Below are 18,272 nucleotides of genomic sequence, written 5' to 3' on the forward strand. Positions count from 1 at the left end.
CGGCCCTACCGCACCGAGCAGGAACGACGCGACGCCTACCCCGACTGGCTCCACACCTACAATCACCACCGCGGACACACCGCACTCGCAGGCAAACCACCCGCCAGCCGCGTCCCCAACCTCACGGGTCAGAACAGCTAGTCGGTAGGTACACCGGCCGCCGGACCATCGGCCCCCGTCCGCACGTCGCGTGCGGGCGGGGGCCGTCGCCGTCGGGGTCACCGGATCCGCACCGGCCCCCTCCCCCGCACCGTCCGGACACCCAGCCGACCACCGTCCGCACGAGGGCGCACCGCGCCCGGTATCTCCCGCAGCGTCAGCACGATCTCGCCGTCGAACCGTTCCGCCAGCACCCGCACCAGCTCCGCCGCCCCGTCCGGCCGGACGTCGCGGGCGAGGGCGGGCAGCCTGCCCGGGGCGCTGAGGTCCTGCGCCTGGACGGCCCAGCGCGCCGCGTCGCCGTCCTCGCCCTCGGCCGCGTAGTGCACCGCGAGGCAGTGGACGGCCAGTTGGTCGCCGAACTGCGCGGCGATCCGCCACCAGAACACGGCGTCGGCGGAGCGCCCCATGCCGTAGAGCAGGCAGCCGAGGGTGCGGAAGGCCGCCTTCTCGGCGAGCTCCAGGTCCAGCGCGAGTTCGCACGGCTCCACCGTGCCCGCCACCCCCCGGCACAAGTGCCGGAGGTCGCGCCGGAGTTCGGCGCGACCGGCGCCCTCCCGCCGCGCCCCGGCACGACGGCCGGCGGCCGGGCGGACGGTCCGGTCCCGGCCCGCACCCGCCGACCGCTCGGACACCGGGCGTCCGGACGCCAGACGATCGGCCGCGAGGCGATCGGCGAGGCGCCGGGTGAAGTCCACCGGATCGTGGTCGTGGAACTCCCGTTCCAGCCCGGCGCAGTGCGCCCTCAGCAGGTCGGTCAGGTTCATTCCGCCGCCCGCCCCTCGCCCGACTCGCCGCCGCTCGCGTGCTCCAGCAGGTACTCCAGGTGCCGCCGCCCGAGGCTGTAGTACGTGCGGGCGGTGGTGTGCGCGATGCCGAGCGCGCGGCCGATGTCCGGGTAGGAGAGACCGGCCTGGCGCAGCCTGACCACGTCGGCCTGGACCGGGGCGCTGCGCGCGAGTTCCTCCATCGCCCAGTCCAGGGCGTCGAGTTCGGCGAGCTCCTCCAGCTCGTCCTGGCTGGTGTCGGGGCGGCGCTGGGCGATCACCTTGAGCCGCTTGCGCTCGGCGCGGTGGCGCTCGCGCAGGACGTCCACGATCGCGTCCTTGAGGATCTTGAACGCGAAGGCCTGCGGATCGGCGCTGGCCAGGGCCCGGCGCCAGTTCTGGTACAGCGCGGCGCCGGCGTTCTGGACGGCGTCCTGCGCGTCCTCGCGGTGGCGCAGCCGCTGCTGCGCGTACCGGAGGTAGCCGGGGTTCTCGCGGGTGAAGAAGGCGTCGAAGTCGGCCGGCAGGCCGTCGAGCGGATCCGTTCGCACGTCGTGCTCCTCGCCCGGCCCGGGGGTGGTCGGCACGCGCTTCCCCTTTTCCATGAGTCGGTGGCCGGCCCACCGGATGGCACGCCGACGGCCCCGTCGGGGGCTCGTGGTGTAACCGTCCCGGGGCGGCGGGTTGTTGACCCGATCCGACGGGCAATAATCGACCGCTTCCGTTCACTTCCGGACACCCGCGCTGACCTGCCCGTTCCGGCTCGCGGGAGCCACAGGCCGGCTCGACAGTGACGCAGATCACACTCAAGAGTCCGCCGACTTGACCGACGGCGCACGGAGCTACTCGACCGGCTCCACCGCCGCCGCGTCCAGCGCCGCGGTCACCCGGTCGAGCAGGACGCGCAGCGCGGCGAGGTCCTCGACGGGCATCCCGGTCGCCGTGAGCAGCCGGCGCGGCACCTGCCCGGCCCGCTCGCGCAGCACGGCGCCCTCCGGGGTGAGCGCGACGGTCACCGACCGCTCGTCCTCCGGGCTGCGCTCGCGGCGCACCAGCCCGGCCGCCTCCAACCGCTTGAGCAGCGGCGAGAGCGTGCCGGAGTCCAGCCGCAGGCGCTCGCCGATCCGCTTGACCGGCAGTTCGCCGTCCTCCCACAGCACGAGCATGACGAGGTACTGCGGGTAGGTGAGCCCGAGGTCCTTGAGCAGCACGCGGTAGACACCGCCGAAGGCGCGCGAGGCCGCGTTCAGCGAGAAGCAGATCTGCTGGTCGAGGCGGAGCAGTCGCTCGCCCGACGTGGCGGGGAGTCCGGGAGGCGTGGTCATGCGCCCCATGGTACCGATCGAGTTCACGCGACTTAGTTGTGCGCAATTGAATTGCGTGCTCTACTTGTCGTCGGCGGGGGCCGCGGCCACCACGGGAGCTAGACCACCCGAGGAGCACCGGCCCCGCAGGACCACCAGCAGGACCACCCGCAGCAGGAACAGCAGAAGGGAACGCACCATGGACGCGCTCTACACCGCAGCCGCCACCGCGAACGGCCGCGAGGGCCGCGCCGTCAGCTCCGACGGGCAGCTGGACCTGACCCTGGCGATGCCGCCCGCGCTCGGCGGCAGCGGCCAGGGCACCAACCCCGAGCAGCTGTTCGCCGCCGGCTACGCGGCCTGCTTCGCCAGCGCGCTGGGCCTGGTCGGCCGCCAGGCCCGGGTCGACACCAGCGAGGTCTCGGTCACCGCCGAGGTCAGCATCGGCAAGGACGACGCCGGCTTCGGCCTCTCCGTCGTGCTGCGCGTCGAGCTGCCCGAGTCGCTCGCGGGCGGGAACGGCGAGCTGCTGGTCAAGCAGGCGCACGAGGTCTGCCCGTACTCCCGGGCCACCCGCGGCAACATCCCGGTCGAGCTCGTCGTCGAGTAACCACGGCATCGACAGCCACCAAGCCCGAGCAGGGCCCCGGGGCCCGCCGCACACCCTCGATGCGGCGGGCCCCGGCCCGTACCGGCACCCGACCGGCCGCCCCTCAGCCGCCCGGCTCCGGCCCGTACGCGGACCGCAACGTGTCCAATCTGAGCCGGTACTCCTCCGCATCGATCTCCCCGCGCGCGAACCGCTCCGCGAGCAGCTGCTCCGGGGTCAGCCCCGCCACCGCCGACCGCGACGGACCGGCAGCGGCCGCACCGCGCGGCAGGGGCCGGTGCGAGCGCGAGACGTACCGGGACAGGGCCACGGCGGCGAGCACCAGCAACACCAGGACCAGCAGCATCACGAGCACCATCAGGGCGATGCCCCAGCCACTCAGCCCTTGGTGCACGTACCCGTGCCAGTGCCTCATCGGGACCTCCTCCTCCGGCCCCAGCGGGCCTGTCGAGGTGACTGTCGCCAGTACCACCATCGTGCGCCCACGGACCCCCGAAGTGCGCTGAAGAATGCGTGAGAAATCGCTCTTGCAGCACTGGCACCGCAGGCCGGGGTAGCGTTTCGGCCCATGGACCACCACGCACCGGCCGGCGAGCGCTCCGCCGAGCAGCTCGTCGCCGCCGGGGTGCTCCGGCGCCACGCGGACGGCCGCCCGCACCCCGCGCTCGGCCACTCGCCGATCTCGTACGTCTCCACCGCGCTGTGGGCCGAGCTCACCGCCCTCGCCATCGCCCCGGCCGCCGCCGAGACCACCGCCCACGCCCTGCTGTGCGCGATCGCCGCCGACGCCGCGGACGCGGCCCTCGCGCCGGGCAACGAGACCGCCCCGCGCGACGACCTCTACGTGACGTACCCCGCGCACATCGGCTCGCACCGCCGGGTCGTCTGGTTCCAGCGCTCCGGCCCGCGCGGTCCGATCACCGCCACGTTCCCGCCCGAGCACTGACCGCCCGAGCGCCGGCCATCCGGGCACCGGCCACCCGCACACCGACCGCCCGAGCGCCGGCCCACCGGAGCAGCCGGGACCTCAACGCTCCACGACGAGGCTGCGGCACACCCAGCTGAGCCGGTCCGGCCCGCCGGCCGGCGGGCGGTCGTGGTACGTCCCGTCCGCCACCGACAGGTTGACGATCAGGTACGCGTGCCAGGCCGGCCCGACCCCGTGCAGGTCCGCGTACACGAGCTCGTCCCCGACGTACCAGTCCACCGAGTGCGAGCCGAGCACCACCCGCAGCCCGAAGGTCGCGCCCGGGGCGATGCCGCTGTCCCCGCCGCGCCAGTACCGGAAGCCGCCCCGGACGTGGTTGGAGAGCTCCAGGAGGTCCGGGTTGTCCGGGTGGTACTCGAAGGCGTCCACCTCGTTGCCGCCGTCCCGCCAGGTCCAGATCGCCGGCCACGCGCCGACGGCGACGGGCAGCGTGATGAGCGCCGACAGCTCGTCCCCGGTGCGGACCTGGAATCCCTCGGGGCTGCCCTCGGTGGTCAGCAGGCTGCACGTCCACAGCCCGCCGACGGGCCGGCGGGTGGCCGTGAACACGCCCCCGGGGCAGTACGCACGGCTGAGGTAGTCGAGTTTGTGGTCGCTCCGATTGGTCGGCCCCATCTGTGGATAGGCGCTGGTGCGCCCGGCGATCCACTGCCTGGTCGAAGTGAAGTCCGCGTCGAACACGACTGCCACGGCCGCCTCCCCGGTGCTCCGCTGTTCCGGCAGTCCTGCCCGCCGGACACAAGGAGTGAGTTACCCGATACTCTCCGCAGTATGCGAAGGCAAATCGGGGTGCCCGGGCCCGCGCCGCCGACGCCGTCGACCCCGGATTCCATGAACGCCGTCAACTCCACTCTCCATGAACACAGTTGACGACTGTCGGCTTCCGTCAGCCCGCGGCCGCGGTCGCTCCGCCGGAGTCGAGCCGGTCGGTCACCGACACCACGCCGTCCACCGAGCGGCACAGGTTCAGCACGATCGGCACGAGGTGCGGCTCGGGCACCGTGCCGCTGAGCACCACCCGGCCCTGCTCCACCTCGACGCCGATCTCGGCCGGGCTGACGCCGTCGATCCGCCCGAGCACCTCCTCGACGATCTCGCGCCGGATCACGTGGTCCTCGCGCAGGAACACCCGCAGGAGGTCCCCGCGGCTCACCACGCCGATGACCCTGCCGTCGTCGTCCAGCACCGGCAGGCGCTTCAGCCCGTGCCGGCTCATCAGCCGGGCCGCGGCGACCACGCTGGTGTCGGGTGTGGTGCAGACCGGCTGCGTCGTCATCAGGTCCGCCGCCGTGACCGCGCCGACCGGAGTCGCCTGCGCCGCCTCCGGGGCGGGCAGCAGGCCGCCCGGGTCCTCCTGGGCGGCCAGGGTGCGCAGCAGGTCGGCCTCGGAGACGACGCCGAGCGGCCGCCCGTCGGCGTCGACCACCGGCACGCCGGTGATGTCGTAGTCGGTCAGCAGCGCGACGATCTCCCGGAAACCGGTCTCGGGCGCGACCCGGACCACGGGACTGGTCATCACTGATTCGACGGTGGCATGCCGCAACGCCGGTTCACCTCGTCCAACGGGCTCCTCCGGCCGGTTCCTCCCGACCGGTACCCGCAGCATGACCCCCGGCGGCGGCGATCGCCAGGGGCCAAGGGGCCGAACGGGTGGGACCTACGGCCCTCCCGCCGAACGCGGTGATGACGGGCGGCCGGGAAGTCGGCCCCGCCGACGCTCAGGAGGGAACGGCGACCCCGTGCGCGGGCGTCCACACGGACCCGTCCATCGGCGCCGCCGCGGACACCGTCCCGCCATCCCGGACGGTGCAGCCATCACGTGATCGACTCGCCGGCCGCCCGCTCCTGGGCGCCTCACCCCCGAGGCGCCAACTCGGACTCGTAGTGGGGCAGTTCGACAGTGGTCACCTGCCTGCCCAGCGCCAGCATCCGGTCCAGGACCCAGCGCCGGTTCAGCAGCGCGTTGCGCACCCGCAGGCCGCCGGCGGTGCGCGGCGCCAGGAACGGGCCGGTGCGGTCGCCACCCTTCTGGCACCCCTGGGCGTAGCCGCGCAGCAGGCGCTCGTAGCGGGCGAAGGCGGCGCGGTGGTCGCCGCGCGCCCTGGCCAGTTCACCCGCGAGGACGTACGCGGCCACGACGGCGGTGCCGGTGCCCATTCCGCCGATGGTGGCGCCGCAGGCCGCGTCGCCGAGCAGGGCGATCCGGCCGGTCGACCACGCGGGGACGTCGGCCCGGCTGATCGAGTCGAAGTACAGCTCCGGCGCCTCGCGCAGGCCCTCCAGGAGCCGCGGCACCTCCCAGCCGAGGCCGTCGAACGCGGACCGGACGAGCTCCTTCTGCTGCGCCGTGTCGTGCCGGTCGTAGGCGAGTTCGGGCGACGCGAAGACGAAGAAGGCGCCGGCCCGGGCCGGGTCGCGGTGGTCGGCGCCGACCGAGGCGAGGCGGCCGGGCACGTTCAGCCCGATCGAACCGGACCCCGGCCCGAAGCCGTTGGGCAGCTGCCAGGTGGCCGCGTAGTACCCGAGGTGGCGGACGTGGCGCTCCTCGGGGCCGAAGGCGAGCCGGCGGACGTTGGAGTGCAGCCCGTCGGCGCCGATCACCAGGTCGAACTCGCGCTCCGCGCCGCGCCGGAAGGCCGCCCGGACGCCGCTGGGTGTCTCCTCCAAGGCGGTGATCGAGTCACCGAAGACGTACTCGGCGCGGGCGGCGCTGTACCGGTGCAGCAGCTGGGCCAGTTCGCCGCGCGGGACCTCCACGTCGCCGCCCGCGAACTCGGCGGGCAGGTGGAGGAGCCGGCGTCCGTCCGGGCCGACGAAGGTGATCGGGCTGCCGCCGGTGCCGAGGGCGCGCAGCTCGTCGAGCACGCCCATCCGCTCCAGCACGGTGAGGTGGGTCGCGCCACGGAAGTCGACGTCCTGCCCGCCGCCGCGCAGCGCGGGGGCCAGTTCGACGACGGTGACCTCGAAGCCGTACCGGCCGAGCCAGTGGGCGAGGGCGGGGCCGGCGATGCTCGCGCCCGAGATCAGGACCTTGGTGCTCATCGGAAACCACTCCGTCCCATAGGGGTCCAGAACTGCGTCCATCAGACACAGTTAAGCTGCTGTGTACGGTAGACACAGTTGATTCCGGACGCAAGGCCCCGAGGAGCGGACGTGGCAGCAGACGTGGACGAGCCGGCGAACGACACGGTGCGGCTGCTCTGGGGCCCACCGGCCAAGCCCACGCGCGGGCCGAAGCCGGCTCTGAGCCTGGAGCGGATCGCCGCGGCGGGCATCGAGGTCGCGGACGCGGAAGGCCTCGGCGCCGTCTCGATGCAGAAGGTGGCCGGGCTGCTCGACTACACGAAGATGGCGCTCTACCGCTACGTCCCCGGCAAGGCGGAACTGGTCGCGCTCATGGTCGAGTTCGCCGTCGCCGAGCCGCCGGGCTCGCCCGCGGGCGGCCACTGGCGGGACCAGCTCACCGCGTGGGCCGCGGAGTTGATGCGGTCGTTCGTCGCCCACCCGTGGCTGCTCGACGCCACCGTCGGCCCCCGCGTGATGGGCCCGAAGGAACTCGCCTGGCTGGAGCGGATCGTGTCCGCCCTGGACGGCCACGGCCTCACCGGCGCCGAGCGCATGGACGCCGCCGTCCTGCTCGCCGGGCACGTCCGCGGCATCGCCCAGCAGGCCCGCGCCGCCGGGGCGGACGGCTCCCCCGAGGCCCGGCTCCTCGCGGCCCTCGGCGTCCTGGTCCAGCGGCACGCCGACGACTACCCCGCCCTCGCCGCCGCCATGGCCGAACCGGGCGGCCGGGACAACGCGCTGGACTTCGGCCTCGCCCGCATCCTGGACGGCCTGGAAGCCCTGATCGACCGCCGCACCGGGCAGCCGTGAGCAGCCGTAATCCGGTCGAACCAGCCCCGGCACGGTCGCTACGATGCCGCCCCATGGCGATGTTCGTGCACCTGACCTCGACCGCTGACGCACCCCGGGTCCGCCGCGCCGGCATCCGGGCCGACAGCCGCGGGCAGGGCGGCGGGCGCGGCGTGTACTGCTTCCCCGTTCTGCCCTCGTACACGCTGACCCACCAGTGGCTGCGCGAGCTGGCCCGGTTCGGCACCCGGGGCGGGCTCGTCGCGGTGCACGTCCGCCTACCCGACGACGAACCGGTCCTGGCCGGCCACTACCGGGACCGCGCCAAGGACGCCCAGCGCCACATGCCGGCCGCCGAGGCGGTGCGCCGGATCCGCGCGCTGGCGGACCCGCGCGGCTGGGAGGTGTTCCTGCCCCGCGCGGTGGGCGCCCGCGAGATCCACCGGATCCGCACCGCGCCCCAGGTCACCGGCTGGCGCTACCTCCCGGACGCCCACGGCACCCGCCCCTGCACGTGCTTCGGCTGCCGGATCCGGGGCGAGTACGGCGGCCGCCGCCTGCGCGAACGCCACCCGCACCCGCTGGACGGCCCGCCCCCGCCGGTGCGCGTCCTGCTGGCCCGCATCGACGCCGCCGGCACCCCGGGCGACCCGGCCGAACTCCGCGCCGCCCTCCACTGGTTCTCGCTGCGCCGCCGGGGCCCCGTCGACCGCGTCGCCCACCTCGCCGCCCACCCCGACCCCGACGTCCGCGAGGCACTCGTCCGGGCCGTCTGCGGCTGGTCCACCCCGGGCACGCGGGAGCTCCTCACCGCTCTCGCCGCCGACCCCCACCCCGACGTCCGCGAAGCCGCCGAAGCGGTCCTGGACGACAACGACTGAGCCGCAGAGCCCTCAGTACCCCTCCCGCACCTCGAACGCCCCGCTGCTCCGGTTCACGGAGGGCTCCTCGGGGTCCGTCACGCTGCGCCCCGCGGTCACTTCCGTGTCCCACGTGCCAAGGACTCGCATCCCGTGATCTCCACTCCCGTGATCTCCACCCGCCGAGCGTGGCACACGCCACCGACACCCAGGGGGGCGCGCGGGGCGCCGCCGCACAACCGCCCGCCCGCGCCACGACCTGCGAAGTCCTCGTCCGTGCACGTCCGCTGCCCTAGCGTGGCGGGACGCGAGCCGCCCAGTCCGGGAGTGAGATGCCCACACGCCGTTGCCCGCGCCTGCGGTCGGTCCTGGTCGCGCTGGCGCTGGCGCTCACGGCGTGCGGCAGCGGCGGCACCACCACCGGCCCGGCGACGCTCGACTGGTACAACTTCCCCGACGACTCCGGCGCCCTCCAGCAGGCCGCCGACGCCTGCGGCCGGGCCTCGGGCGGGCGCTACACGATCCGCTACGACAAGCTCCCGCGCACCGCCGACGGCCAGCGCCAGCAGCTCGTCCGCCGCCTCGCCGCGCACGACGCCGGCGTGGACATCCTGGGGCTGGACGTCACCTGGGCGCCGGAGTTCGCGGAGGCGGGCTGGATCCGCGCGTGGACCGGCGCGCAGAAGGACGAGGTCACCGCCGACACCCTGCCCGCCGCGCTGAAGACGGCCACCTGGAAGGACCGCCTCTACGCCGCGCCCTACAACTCCAACACCCAACTCCTCTGGTACCGCGACGACCTCACCCCCACCCCGCCCCGCACGTGGGCCGAGTTGCTCGCACAGGCGGACGCCCTGGCGAAGGAGGGCAAGCCTCACTACGTCGAGGTGCAGGGCGCCCGGTACGAGGGCCTGACCGTCTGGTTCAACACCCTCGTCAGCAGCGCCGGCGGCTCCGTGCTCACGCCCGACGCCGATGCGCCCTCCCTCGGTCAGCCCGCCGTCACCGCCGCCGGCATCATCCGCGACCTCGCCCGCTCCCCCGCCGCCGACCCGTCGCTCGCCAACCAGATGGAGGACCAGAACCGGCTCGCGGTGGAGTCCGGCACCGCCGCGTTCGAGGTCAACTACCCGTTCGTCTACCCTGCGATGAAGGCCGACCGCCCCGACCTCTTCGCCCACTTCCGCTGGGCGCCCTACCCCGCCGTGACCGCGGACCGCCCGGCCGCCGTGACGATCGGCGGCATCAACCTCGCGGTCGGCGCCTACAGCCGGCACCCGGGCCTCGCCCACGAGGCGACGCTCTGCCTGCGCAACCGCGACAACCAGCTCGTCAACGCGCTCAAGGGCGGGCTCCCGCCGTCCCTCCGGAGCCTCTACACCGCACCGGAGCTGACCGGCAGCTACCCCTTCGCCGCCGACGTCCTCACCGCCCTCGACAACGCCTCCCTCCGCCCGCGCACGCCCGCCTACCAGAACGTCTCGATCGCCATCGCCCACGCACTCTCCCCGCCCTCCGCCGTGGACCCGCGACGCACCGTCGCCGACCTGTCCGGCCAGATCAAGGACGCACTCGGCTCGAAGGGGCTGATCCCGTGACCATCACCCGGGCCGACCCGAAGAGGGCCTCCGCCGGTTCCCGCCAGGAGCGCCGCCTCGGCTGGCTGCTGTGCGCCCCGGCCGTCCTCGTGATGACGGCCGTGACGGCCTACCCGGTCGGCTACGCCGTCTACCTCTCCCTCCAGCGCTACGACCTGCGCTTCCCACAGCGGGCGCGGTTCGTCGGGTTCGCCAACTACGCGGACGTGCTGTCGAGTCCGTACTGGTGGCAGGCGCTGTGGGTGACCACCCTGATCACGGTCGTCTCGGTGACGATCGAGCTCGTGCTCGGCCTCGCGCTCGCCCTGGTGATGCACCGGACGATCCGGTGGCGCGGCACCGTCCGCACCGCCGTCCTCGTGCCGTACGGCATCGTGACGGTGGTCGCCGCGTACTCGTGGCAGTACGCCTGGACTCCCGGCACCGGCTACCTGGCCGCCCTGCTGCCGCCGGGCAGCGCGCCGCTCACCGACCACTGGCAGGCGATCGGGCTGATCATCCTCGCCGAGGTGTGGAAGACCACCCCGTTCATGGCGCTCCTGCTGCTCGCGGGCCTCGCCCTCGTGCCGGAGGAGACGCTGCGCGCCGCGCAGGTGGACGGCGCGGGCCCCGCGCAGCGCCTGCGCCTGGTCGTCCTGCCGCTGATGAAACCCGCGGTCCTCGTGGCGCTGCTCTTCCGCACGCTCGACGCGTTCCGCGTCTTCGACGACATCTACGTGCTGACCGGCGGCTCCGACAACACCGGTTCGGTCTCCATCCTCGGCTACGACAACCTGTTCACCGCGCTCAACCTCGGCATCGGATCGGCGATCTCGGTGCTGATCTTCCTGTGCGTGGCGGCGATCACGCTCGTCTTCGTCAAGGTGTTCGGCGCCGCGGCGCCCGGCGGCGGGGAGGAGCGGCGATGAGCGCCGACACCCGGCGCCGGGCCGGATGGACGCTCGTCGACATCGTCGTCGTGCTCTACGCGCTGTTCCCGGTCTGGTGGATCGCCGCGCTCTCCTTCAAGGACCCGAGCACCCTCACCGACGGCGACTTCGTGCCCCGCCGCTGGACGCTGGAGAACTACCGCGGCATCTTCCGCACCTCCGAGTTCACCCGAGCGCTGCTCAACTCCGTCGGCATCGCCGTCATCGCCACCACCGTCGCCGTCGCGCTCGGCACCATGGCCGCCTACGCCGTCGCCCGGCTGCGCTTCCCCGGCAAGCGGCTGCTGATCGGCATGTCGCTGCTGATCGCGATGTTCCCGCCGATCTCGCTGGTCTCCCCGCTCTTCGACATCGAGCGCGTGCTGGGTCTGTTCGACACCTGGCCCGGCCTGATCATCCCCTACATGACCTTCTCGCTGCCCCTGGCGATCTACACCCTCTCCGCGTTCTTCCGGGAGATCCCGTGGGACCTGGAGAAGGCCGCCCGGGTCGACGGCGCCACGCCCTGGCAGGCGTTCCGGCTGGTCATCGCCCCGCTGGCAGCACCCGGGGTGTTCACCACCGCGATCCTCGTCTTCATCTTCTGCTGGAACGACTTCCTGTTCGCGATCTCGCTCACCTCCACCCGCGCCGCGCGGACCGTCCCGGCGGCGATCGCGTTCTTCACCGGCAGCTCGCAGTTCCAGCAGCCGACCGGGTCGATCGCCGCGGCGGCCATGGTGATCACCGTCCCGATCGTGGTCTTCGTGCTGCTCTTCCAGCGGCGCATCGTGGCCGGCCTGACCGCCGGCGCAGTGAAGGGGTGACCGATGGCCGAACTCGTCCTGGACGGACTCACCAAGCACTACCCGGACGGCGCGGTCGCCGTCCAGGGCGTCGATCTGACCATCGCGGACGGGGAGTTCGTGATCCTGGTCGGCCCGTCCGGGTGCGGCAAGTCCACCACCCTCAACATGATCGCGGGCCTGGAGGACATCACCACGGGCATCCTGCGGATCGACGGCCGGGTCGTCAACGACCTCGCCCCGAAGGACCGCGACATCGCCATGGTGTTCCAGAGCTACGCCCTCTACCCGCACATGACGGTACGCCAGAACATGGGCTTCGCCCTGCGGTTGGCCGGCACGGACAAGGCGGAGATCGCCCGCAAGGTCGAGGAGGCCGCCCGCGTCCTCGACCTCACCGAGCACCTGGAGCGCCGCCCGGCCCAGCTCTCCGGCGGCCAGCGCCAGCGGGTCGCGATGGGCCGGGCCATCGTCCGCGCGCCGAAGGCCTTCCTGATGGACGAGCCGCTGTCCAACCTGGACGCCCAGCTGCGGGTCCAGATGCGCACCCAGATCGCCCGCCTCCAGCGCCGCCTCGGCACCACGACCGTGTACGTCACCCACGACCAGGTCGAGGCGATGACGCTCGGCGACCGCGTCGTGGTGATGCGCGGCGGGGTCGTCCAGCAGGTCGGCGCGCCGCAGGAGCTGTACGACCACCCGGTGAACCTGTTCGTCGCCGGGTTCATCGGCTCGCCCGCCATGAACGTCCTGGACGCCACCCTGGAGGAGGGCGCACTGCGCACCGCGCTGGGCGAGCTGCCGCTCGACGACCGGCTGCGGAGGCGGCTGGAGGGGGCCGACGCGCCGCGCCGGGTGGTGGTGGGCATCCGCCCGGAGCACTTCGAGGACGCCTCGCTGCTGGAGCACCCGCCCGGCGGGCGGACGGTGACGGTGGGTGTCGAGGTGCTGGAGTCGGTCGGCTCGGACGTGTTCGTGCACTTCACCGCCGAGGGCGGGCCCGAGGTCGTGGCCCGGATCGGCACCGCCACCCGGGCCGCCGAGGGCCGCCCGCTGGAGCTGTGGGTGGACACCGCCCGGCTGCACGTCTTCGACCCCGGCACGGGCGCCGCGCTCACCTCCGCGGCCCGCTGACCAGTGGCGCACCCCACCGACGTGCCAGTCCGGCCGAACCGGGCGATCATGGGACGGACCCCGCCCGAAAGGTGGACCGCGATGTTCCAGCTCCTGTGGATTCTGCTCATCGGCTTCGTGCTGGGCGTGCTGGCCAAGCTGTTCCTGCGCGGGCCGCAGCCGATCCCGTGGTGGCTGACGATGCTGCTGGGCGCCGCCGGCGCCTGGCTCGGCAACGCGGTCTCCGGCTGGATCGGCGTGCGTCACACCTCGGGCGTCGACTGGATCCGGCACTTCCTCCAACTCGGTTTCGCCGTGGCCCTGGTGGCCTTCGTCGCCCCGGCATGGACCAGATCGCGACCCAGCCGTTAGGGGTTGCCGGTGCCAGGTGCGGGACTCCCGCCGGGGACCGGCCGCTCAGCCCACGTGCACGGCCGGGCGCCGGCTGCGGTCGGGCTCGGCCTCGCGCAGCACCTCGCGCGTGACCGGCGCGATCTCGCCCTGCCCGAGGAGGAAGAACCGCAGGAACTGGGCGAAGGGGTTGCCCTCGGTCCACTCGAAGTAGATGTGCGGCTGCTGCCCCGTCAGGTCCCGGACCCGGAGCAGCAGCGCCGCCAGCGCGTTCGGCACGCTGGAGCTCTCCAGTGCCAGCACCCGGTAGCGGTCGTGCAGCACCTCGCCGTGGACGGTCAGTGCGGCCTCGAAGTCGGACGGGTCGAGCACCGTGACCTCGACGAAGACCAGGTCGTCCTCGGCCGGGATGTCGTTGTCGGCGCGGATCTGGCGGATCTTGTCCCGGTACTCGGCGAGGTCGCGGCTGTTCGGCTCGTTGGCGATCAGCCGCAGCGGCCGGTGGGTGTAGTCGCGGACGAAGCGCTCGGCCGTCTCGTCCAGCACGACGTCCGTGACGCGCAGTTCGAAGGCGCGCTTGAGCCGCGAGAGGAAGGAGACCAGCATGATCCCGGCGATGAAGCAGGCGCCGATCTTCACACCGTCGGACCGTTCGACGATGTTGACGGCCGTGGTGTAGAGGAACACCGCGGCGATCACGGCGAAGGTGATGCTCCAGCGCTTCTCCCTCGCCTTGCGGGCGGCGATGGTGACGGCGACCGCGGCGGAGCTGATCAGCACCAGCACGCCGGTCGCGTACGCGCCGCCCTGGGCGTCCACGTTGGCATCGAAGATCCACGTCACGAGGAAGGCGATCAGGGTGAGCACGATGACCGTCGGCCGCACGGCGCGCGCCCAGTGCGGGGCCATGCCGTAGCGGGGCAGGTAGCGCGGCATGAGGTTCAGCAGCCCGGCCATCGCGGAGGCGCCGGCGAACCAGAGGATGGCGATGGTCGACAGGTCGTAGATGCTGCCGAAGGCGCTGCCCAGGTACTCGTGGGCCAGGTAGGCGAGGGCTCGTCCGTTGGCCGGGCCGCCGCTCTTGAAGTCGTCCTTCGGGATGAGCAGCGTCGTGATGAGGCTCGTGGTGATCAGGAAGACGCTCATGATCACGGCGGCGGTCGTGAGCAGTTTCCGAGCGCCGCGGATCCGCCCGGTCGGCTTCTCCTCGGTGTCGTCGGGATCGCCCTCGATGTGGGGCATCACGGCGACGCCGGTCTCGAAGCCGGAGAGACCGAGCGCGAGTTTCGGGAAGACGACCAGCGCCACGCCGATCATGGCGAAGGCGTTGCCGTGCTCGGCGGTGAGCCCGTCGGTCCAGTCACCGAACACGTGCGGGGCCTTGACGACGTGCCAGAGTCCGTTGACCACCACCACGACGTTGAGCGCGAGGTAGACGGCGACGAGCACGACGGCCAGGCCGATCGCCTCGCTGAAACCCTTGAGGAACACCCCGCCGAGCATCGCGACCAGGATCAGGGTGAGCATCACCTGCTTGCCGGTCAGGGCGCTGTGCAGGTGGGGGTTCTCGATCAGGTGCGCGGTCGCGTCGGCGGCCGACAGGGTGATCGTGATCATGAAGTCGGTGGCGGCGAAGCCGAGCAGCGTCAGCACGAAGAGCTTGCCCTGCCAGAACGACAGCAGCCGTTCCAGCATCGCGATCGAGCCCTCGCCGTGCGGGCTCTCCACGGCCACCCGCCGGTAGACCGGCAGCGCGCCGAACAGCGTGACGAGCACCAGCACGATCGTCGCGACCGGCGACAGCAGGCCGGCGGCGAGCGCCGCGATGCCGGGCTGGTAGCCGAGGGTGGAGAAGTAGTCGAGGCCGGTCAGGCACATGACCCGCCACCAGTGCGCGCCCTTCTCGTGCGGGGCCTGCGCGTGCGGACCGGGGTGCTGCTTGGCCATGTCCGCCAGGCCTTCCAGCATCCAGGCCCGGAACCTCGCGCCGCGCGTCGGAGGCACCACCCCCGGATCGGCCGAACCCGACGAAACCACGTACACCCCTGTCCATGAGCTCGTGTCGACGACGCGGCCGGGCCGCCCACGGCTCCGGACCCCCTGGCCGCCGGGCGGGCGGCCCGGTCAGGCTAAGGGACCCGAACGCCGCCGCCGCGGAGCCTCACGACCGGACGCGCCGGTGTGCCCCCGGACGGCCCTCTCCGGTGGCGGACGGCCGCGGACCGTGCATCGACCCGGCGCGGCGGTTCCGACATGATGACCGGAAAGGGTGAGGATGTCCGCGCACCGTGACGCACGGGTGCACGAATGGAGAACACGGAGACGGGCCCAAGGAGGTCGGCGTGGCGGACGAACGGGCGGAACCGAGCCGGCGGGGGGTCCTCGGTCTGGGCCTGATGGCGGCGGCCCTCACCTCCTGCGGCACACACCATCCCGACGCGCCCGCCACCCCGCTCCCCTCCCCCGATCCCGGCGTCACCACCCCACAGCGGGCCGGTCTCAAGGACGACCGGGAACCCGAGCAGTCGCTCCCCGGCAACCCGGACTGGGAGATCACCGACCCCGGCCCGGCCGGCGCGATCGAGGGCTTCGCCGACCGGGTCAGCGTGCTGCCGGGCGAGCCGGTCGGCCTGCACGTCTCCACCCCGGCCGCCGCGTTCACCGTCTCCGCCTACCGGATCGGCTGGTACGGCGGCGCCCGCGCCCGCCTGGTCTGGCGCCGCGAGCACGTGCCGGGCGCGAAGCAGCCCGCGCCGCACGTGGACGGCACGACCCGCACCGTCCTCACCGGCTGGCAGCGGACCCTTGCCGTCGACACGGCCGGCTGGCCCGAGGGCGCGTACCTGCTGCGCCTGGACGCCGAGGACGGCTCCGGCCGGCGCTACGTCCCGCTCACCGTCCGCTCGGCCGTCACCGCCGGGAGGACGGTGGTGATGAGCGCCCCGGCGACGTGGCAGGCGTACAACGAGTGGGGCGGGTACAGCCTCTACAACGGCCCGACCGGCGGCCTCGCCACCCGCTCGCTGAAGGTCACCTTCGACCGACCGTACGAATACGACCACGGCGCCGGGCTGTTCCTGGTGTACGAGGCGCCGCTGGTCGCCCTCGCCGAGAAGCTCGGCATCCCCCTCGCGTACACGACCGGGATCGACGTCGCCCGCGAGCCGGCGCTGCTGCGCGACGCCACCGCCGTCCTGTCGCTCGGACACGACGAGTACTGGTCCCCCGAGCAGCGCGCGAACGTCGTCGCGGCCCGGGACGCCGGCACCAACCTGGCCGTCCTGGGCGCGAATTGCTGCTTCCGCCGGGTCCGGTTCGAGCCCACCGACCTCGGCCCGGACCGCACGGTGGTCTGCTACAAGGACGCCTGGGCGAGCGACCCCGGGTACAAGGCGGGCGCGCCGGCGACCACCGACTTCCGCGCCGGCCCGGGCGCCGACCCGGAGAGCTCGATGCTCGGCGTCATCTACGACGGCTACCCCGTGGACGCGCCCTACGTCGTCGGCGCACCCGACCACTGGGCGTTCGAGGGCACCGGCGTCGCGGCGGGCGCGTCCTTCCCGCACCTGGTCGGCGTCGAGTACGACAAGGTGGACACCGCCTTCCCGGTCCCGCGCCCGATCGAGGTGATCGCCCACTCCCCCGTGGTCTGCGAGGGCCGCCACTCGCACGCCGACACCGCGTACTACACCGTCCCGAGCGGCGCCGGGGTGTTCGCCACCGGGACGATGCGCTGGGTGGAGACGCTCGACGCGCACGGCCCCGGGGGCACCAGCGCCGACCACGGCATCGACGCCCGGGCCGGCGACCTGGTGCGCAAGGTCACCGAGAACGTCCTGCGCGCCTTCGCCGCCGGCCCGGCCGGACGCACCCACCCCGCCCGCGACAACCTCGCGGCCGTCTACGGCGGGCCGTAGCCCGTCAGCCGGTGGCCGGGGCAGTAGCGGTCCCCCCGAGTCTCCGCGGCGGTGGATCGAACAGGTAATGGCCTCACCCAAGCATCCATCGCAGTCGAACCGATCTCCGACGCCGGATCGCCCGTCCTCCGCCCGGTGCCCTGGAGCGGAAGCGCTCACGGGCGCGGATACACTCGCACGGTCCAATCAGTAGATCACGGACACCTGTGAGGCGGGGCACGGGTGCCGTCCGGAAAGCGCGTGAGGGAACAGAGCATGGTCGAGGCCTCCCCCAAGGTCGTTGTCGTCGTCCCCACGTACAACGAGCGGGAGAACCTTCCGGTCCTCGCGGGCCTGCTGGCGCAACTGCCGGTGCCGGACCTGCACCTGCTGGTGGTCGACGACAACTCCCCGGACGGCACCGGCGAGCTGGCCGACAAGCTGGCGGCCGGATCGGACGGCCGGATCGGCGTGCTGCACCGCACCGAGAAGGACGGCCTCGGCCGGGCCTACCTCGCGGGCATGGCCCGGGCGCTGGACGAGGACGCCGACGTCGTCGTGCAGATGGACGCCGACCTGTCGCACCCGGCCTCGGCGATACCCGAGATGGTGAGGACCCTCCTCGCCGGCGACACCGCCGTGGTGCTCGGCTCCCGCTACGTGCCCGGCGGTTCGACCGCCTCGGAGTGGCCGTGGCACCGCAAGGCCCTGTCCGCGTGGGCCAACTTCTACGTCAACACGATCCTCGGCCTCGGCGTCCGGGACGCCACCGCCGGCTTCAAGGCCTGGCGGGCGAGCACGCTGCGGGCGATCGACCTGCCGACCGTGCAGAGCAACGGCTACTCGTTCCAGGTCGAGATGAACTACCGCGTGATCAAGCGCGGGATGACGATCCGCGAGGTGCCGATCCGCTTCGAGGAGCGGGTCGAGGGCGCGTCCAAGATGAGCATCGGGGTCCAGGTCGAATCCGCCCTCGCCCCCTGGAAGCTGCGCCTGGGCCGCCGCAACTCCTGACGCCGGCGCGGGCATCCGGGTGCCCTCGGGTGCGATCGGCGGT

General features: G+C 73.1%; 19 protein-coding genes and 1 pseudogene. 12 read left to right on the forward strand and 8 right to left on the reverse strand.

The features are described from left to right. Nucleotides 1-141, forward strand: a pseudogene (locus tag ACWCXH_RS11255) (IS481 family transposase); the annotation flags it as partial. Nucleotides 142-218: 77 nt separating this feature from the next. On the opposite strand, the gene ACWCXH_RS11260 reads toward ACWCXH_RS11255, so the two are convergent. From ACWCXH_RS11260 to ACWCXH_RS11270, 3 genes are all read right to left on the reverse strand, one after another. Further along, entirely contained in the window at nucleotides 219-926 is a 708-nt protein-coding gene (locus tag ACWCXH_RS11260; RefSeq protein WP_449801138.1) for a hypothetical protein, read from the reverse strand. Further along, entirely contained in the window at nucleotides 923-1,513 is a 591-nt protein-coding gene (locus ACWCXH_RS11265) for an RNA polymerase sigma factor (protein ID WP_449801139.1), read from the reverse strand. Before ACWCXH_RS11265 ends, ACWCXH_RS11260 begins: the two co-directional genes overlap by 4 nt. Nucleotides 1,514-1,768: 255 nt before the next feature. Next, the gene (locus tag ACWCXH_RS11270; RefSeq protein WP_449801140.1) at nucleotides 1,769-2,251 is read right to left on the reverse strand and encodes a MarR family winged helix-turn-helix transcriptional regulator; all 483 of its coding nucleotides are present in this window, start codon (nucleotides 2,249-2,251) and stop codon (nucleotides 1,769-1,771) included. A 178-nt stretch (nucleotides 2,252-2,429) separates the two neighbouring features. On the opposite strand from ACWCXH_RS11270, the gene ACWCXH_RS11275 reads away from it, so the two are divergent. Continuing rightward, complete coding sequence (locus ACWCXH_RS11275) at nucleotides 2,430-2,840, forward strand: organic hydroperoxide resistance protein (protein ID WP_449801141.1); 411 nt, start codon at nucleotides 2,430-2,432, stop codon at nucleotides 2,838-2,840. A gap of 103 nt (nucleotides 2,841-2,943) precedes the next feature. On the opposite strand, the gene ACWCXH_RS11280 is transcribed toward ACWCXH_RS11275, so the two are convergent. After that, nucleotides 2,944-3,255 (reverse strand): SHOCT domain-containing protein, encoded by a 312-nt coding sequence (locus tag ACWCXH_RS11280; protein ID WP_449801142.1) that lies wholly within the window; start codon nucleotides 3,253-3,255, stop codon nucleotides 2,944-2,946. 153 nt (nucleotides 3,256-3,408) lie between these two features. Between ACWCXH_RS11280 and ACWCXH_RS11285 the strand changes: the two genes are divergently transcribed. Next, complete coding sequence (locus ACWCXH_RS11285; protein WP_449801143.1) at nucleotides 3,409-3,786, forward strand: hypothetical protein; 378 nt, start codon at nucleotides 3,409-3,411, stop codon at nucleotides 3,784-3,786. Between the two features lie 81 nt (nucleotides 3,787-3,867). On the opposite strand, the gene ACWCXH_RS11290 is transcribed toward ACWCXH_RS11285, so the two are convergent. From ACWCXH_RS11290 to ACWCXH_RS11300, 3 genes are all read right to left on the reverse strand, one after another. After that, on the reverse strand, nucleotides 3,868-4,518 hold the full coding sequence (locus ACWCXH_RS11290) for a beta-glucanase (protein ID WP_449801144.1): 651 nt from the start codon (nucleotides 4,516-4,518) through the stop codon (nucleotides 3,868-3,870). Nucleotides 4,519-4,714: 196 nt separating this feature from the next. Beyond that, entirely contained in the window at nucleotides 4,715-5,344 is a 630-nt protein-coding gene (locus ACWCXH_RS11295; RefSeq protein WP_449801145.1) for a CBS domain-containing protein, read from the reverse strand. Nucleotides 5,345-5,682: 338 nt separating this feature from the next. Then, nucleotides 5,683-6,870, reverse strand: a complete 1,188-nt coding sequence (locus ACWCXH_RS11300; RefSeq protein ID WP_449801146.1) for an FAD-dependent monooxygenase — start codon at nucleotides 6,868-6,870, stop codon at nucleotides 5,683-5,685. A gap of 111 nt (nucleotides 6,871-6,981) precedes the next feature. Between ACWCXH_RS11300 and ACWCXH_RS11305 the strand changes: the two genes are divergently transcribed. The 7 genes from ACWCXH_RS11305 to ACWCXH_RS11335 all read left to right on the forward strand — a co-directional run bounded on the left by ACWCXH_RS11305 (nucleotide 6,982) and on the right by ACWCXH_RS11335 (nucleotide 13,340). Further along, nucleotides 6,982-7,704: a TetR/AcrR family transcriptional regulator gene (locus ACWCXH_RS11305; RefSeq protein WP_449801147.1), complete on the forward strand. Its 723-nt coding sequence runs from the start codon at nucleotides 6,982-6,984 to the stop codon at nucleotides 7,702-7,704. Between the two features lie 53 nt (nucleotides 7,705-7,757). Beyond that, on the forward strand, nucleotides 7,758-8,564 hold the full coding sequence (locus ACWCXH_RS11310) for a HEAT repeat domain-containing protein (RefSeq protein WP_449801148.1): 807 nt from the start codon (nucleotides 7,758-7,760) through the stop codon (nucleotides 8,562-8,564). A 311-nt stretch (nucleotides 8,565-8,875) separates the two neighbouring features. Then, on the forward strand, nucleotides 8,876-10,141 hold the full coding sequence (locus ACWCXH_RS11315) for an ABC transporter substrate-binding protein (protein WP_449801149.1): 1,266 nt from the start codon (nucleotides 8,876-8,878) through the stop codon (nucleotides 10,139-10,141). Continuing rightward, nucleotides 10,138-11,049 (forward strand): carbohydrate ABC transporter permease, encoded by a 912-nt coding sequence (locus tag ACWCXH_RS11320; RefSeq protein ID WP_449801150.1) that lies wholly within the window; start codon nucleotides 10,138-10,140, stop codon nucleotides 11,047-11,049. The genes ACWCXH_RS11315 and ACWCXH_RS11320 overlap by 4 nt, the downstream gene beginning before the upstream one ends. Further along, the gene (locus ACWCXH_RS11325; protein ID WP_449801151.1) at nucleotides 11,046-11,876 is read left to right on the forward strand and encodes a carbohydrate ABC transporter permease; all 831 of its coding nucleotides are present in this window, start codon (nucleotides 11,046-11,048) and stop codon (nucleotides 11,874-11,876) included. Before ACWCXH_RS11320 ends, ACWCXH_RS11325 begins: the two co-directional genes overlap by 4 nt. 3 nt (nucleotides 11,877-11,879) lie before the next feature. Then, entirely contained in the window at nucleotides 11,880-12,989 is a 1,110-nt protein-coding gene (locus ACWCXH_RS11330) for an ABC transporter ATP-binding protein (protein ID WP_449801152.1), read from the forward strand. 81 nt (nucleotides 12,990-13,070) lie between these two features. Further along, nucleotides 13,071-13,340, forward strand: coding sequence for a GlsB/YeaQ/YmgE family stress response membrane protein (locus ACWCXH_RS11335; RefSeq protein ID WP_449801153.1), 270 nt, complete (start codon nucleotides 13,071-13,073; stop codon nucleotides 13,338-13,340). Between the two features lie 45 nt (nucleotides 13,341-13,385). Here the strand turns inward: ACWCXH_RS11335 and ACWCXH_RS11340 are convergent, their stop codons facing one another. Further along, nucleotides 13,386-15,287, reverse strand: a complete 1,902-nt coding sequence (locus ACWCXH_RS11340; protein WP_449801154.1) for an amino acid transporter — start codon at nucleotides 15,285-15,287, stop codon at nucleotides 13,386-13,388. A 374-nt stretch (nucleotides 15,288-15,661) separates the two neighbouring features. On the opposite strand from ACWCXH_RS11340, the gene ACWCXH_RS11345 reads away from it, so the two are divergent. Both ACWCXH_RS11345 and ACWCXH_RS11350 read left to right on the forward strand, forming a co-directional pair. Then, the gene (locus ACWCXH_RS11345; protein WP_449801155.1) at nucleotides 15,662-17,236 is read left to right on the forward strand and encodes a N,N-dimethylformamidase beta subunit family domain-containing protein; all 1,575 of its coding nucleotides are present in this window, start codon (nucleotides 15,662-15,664) and stop codon (nucleotides 17,234-17,236) included. 240 nt (nucleotides 17,237-17,476) lie between these two features. Further along, entirely contained in the window at nucleotides 17,477-18,229 is a 753-nt protein-coding gene (locus ACWCXH_RS11350; RefSeq protein ID WP_449801156.1) for a polyprenol monophosphomannose synthase, read from the forward strand. Nucleotides 18,230-18,272: the final 43 nt, after the last annotated feature.

The sequence above is a fragment of the Kitasatospora sp. NPDC001660 genome, from assembly GCF_053596725.1.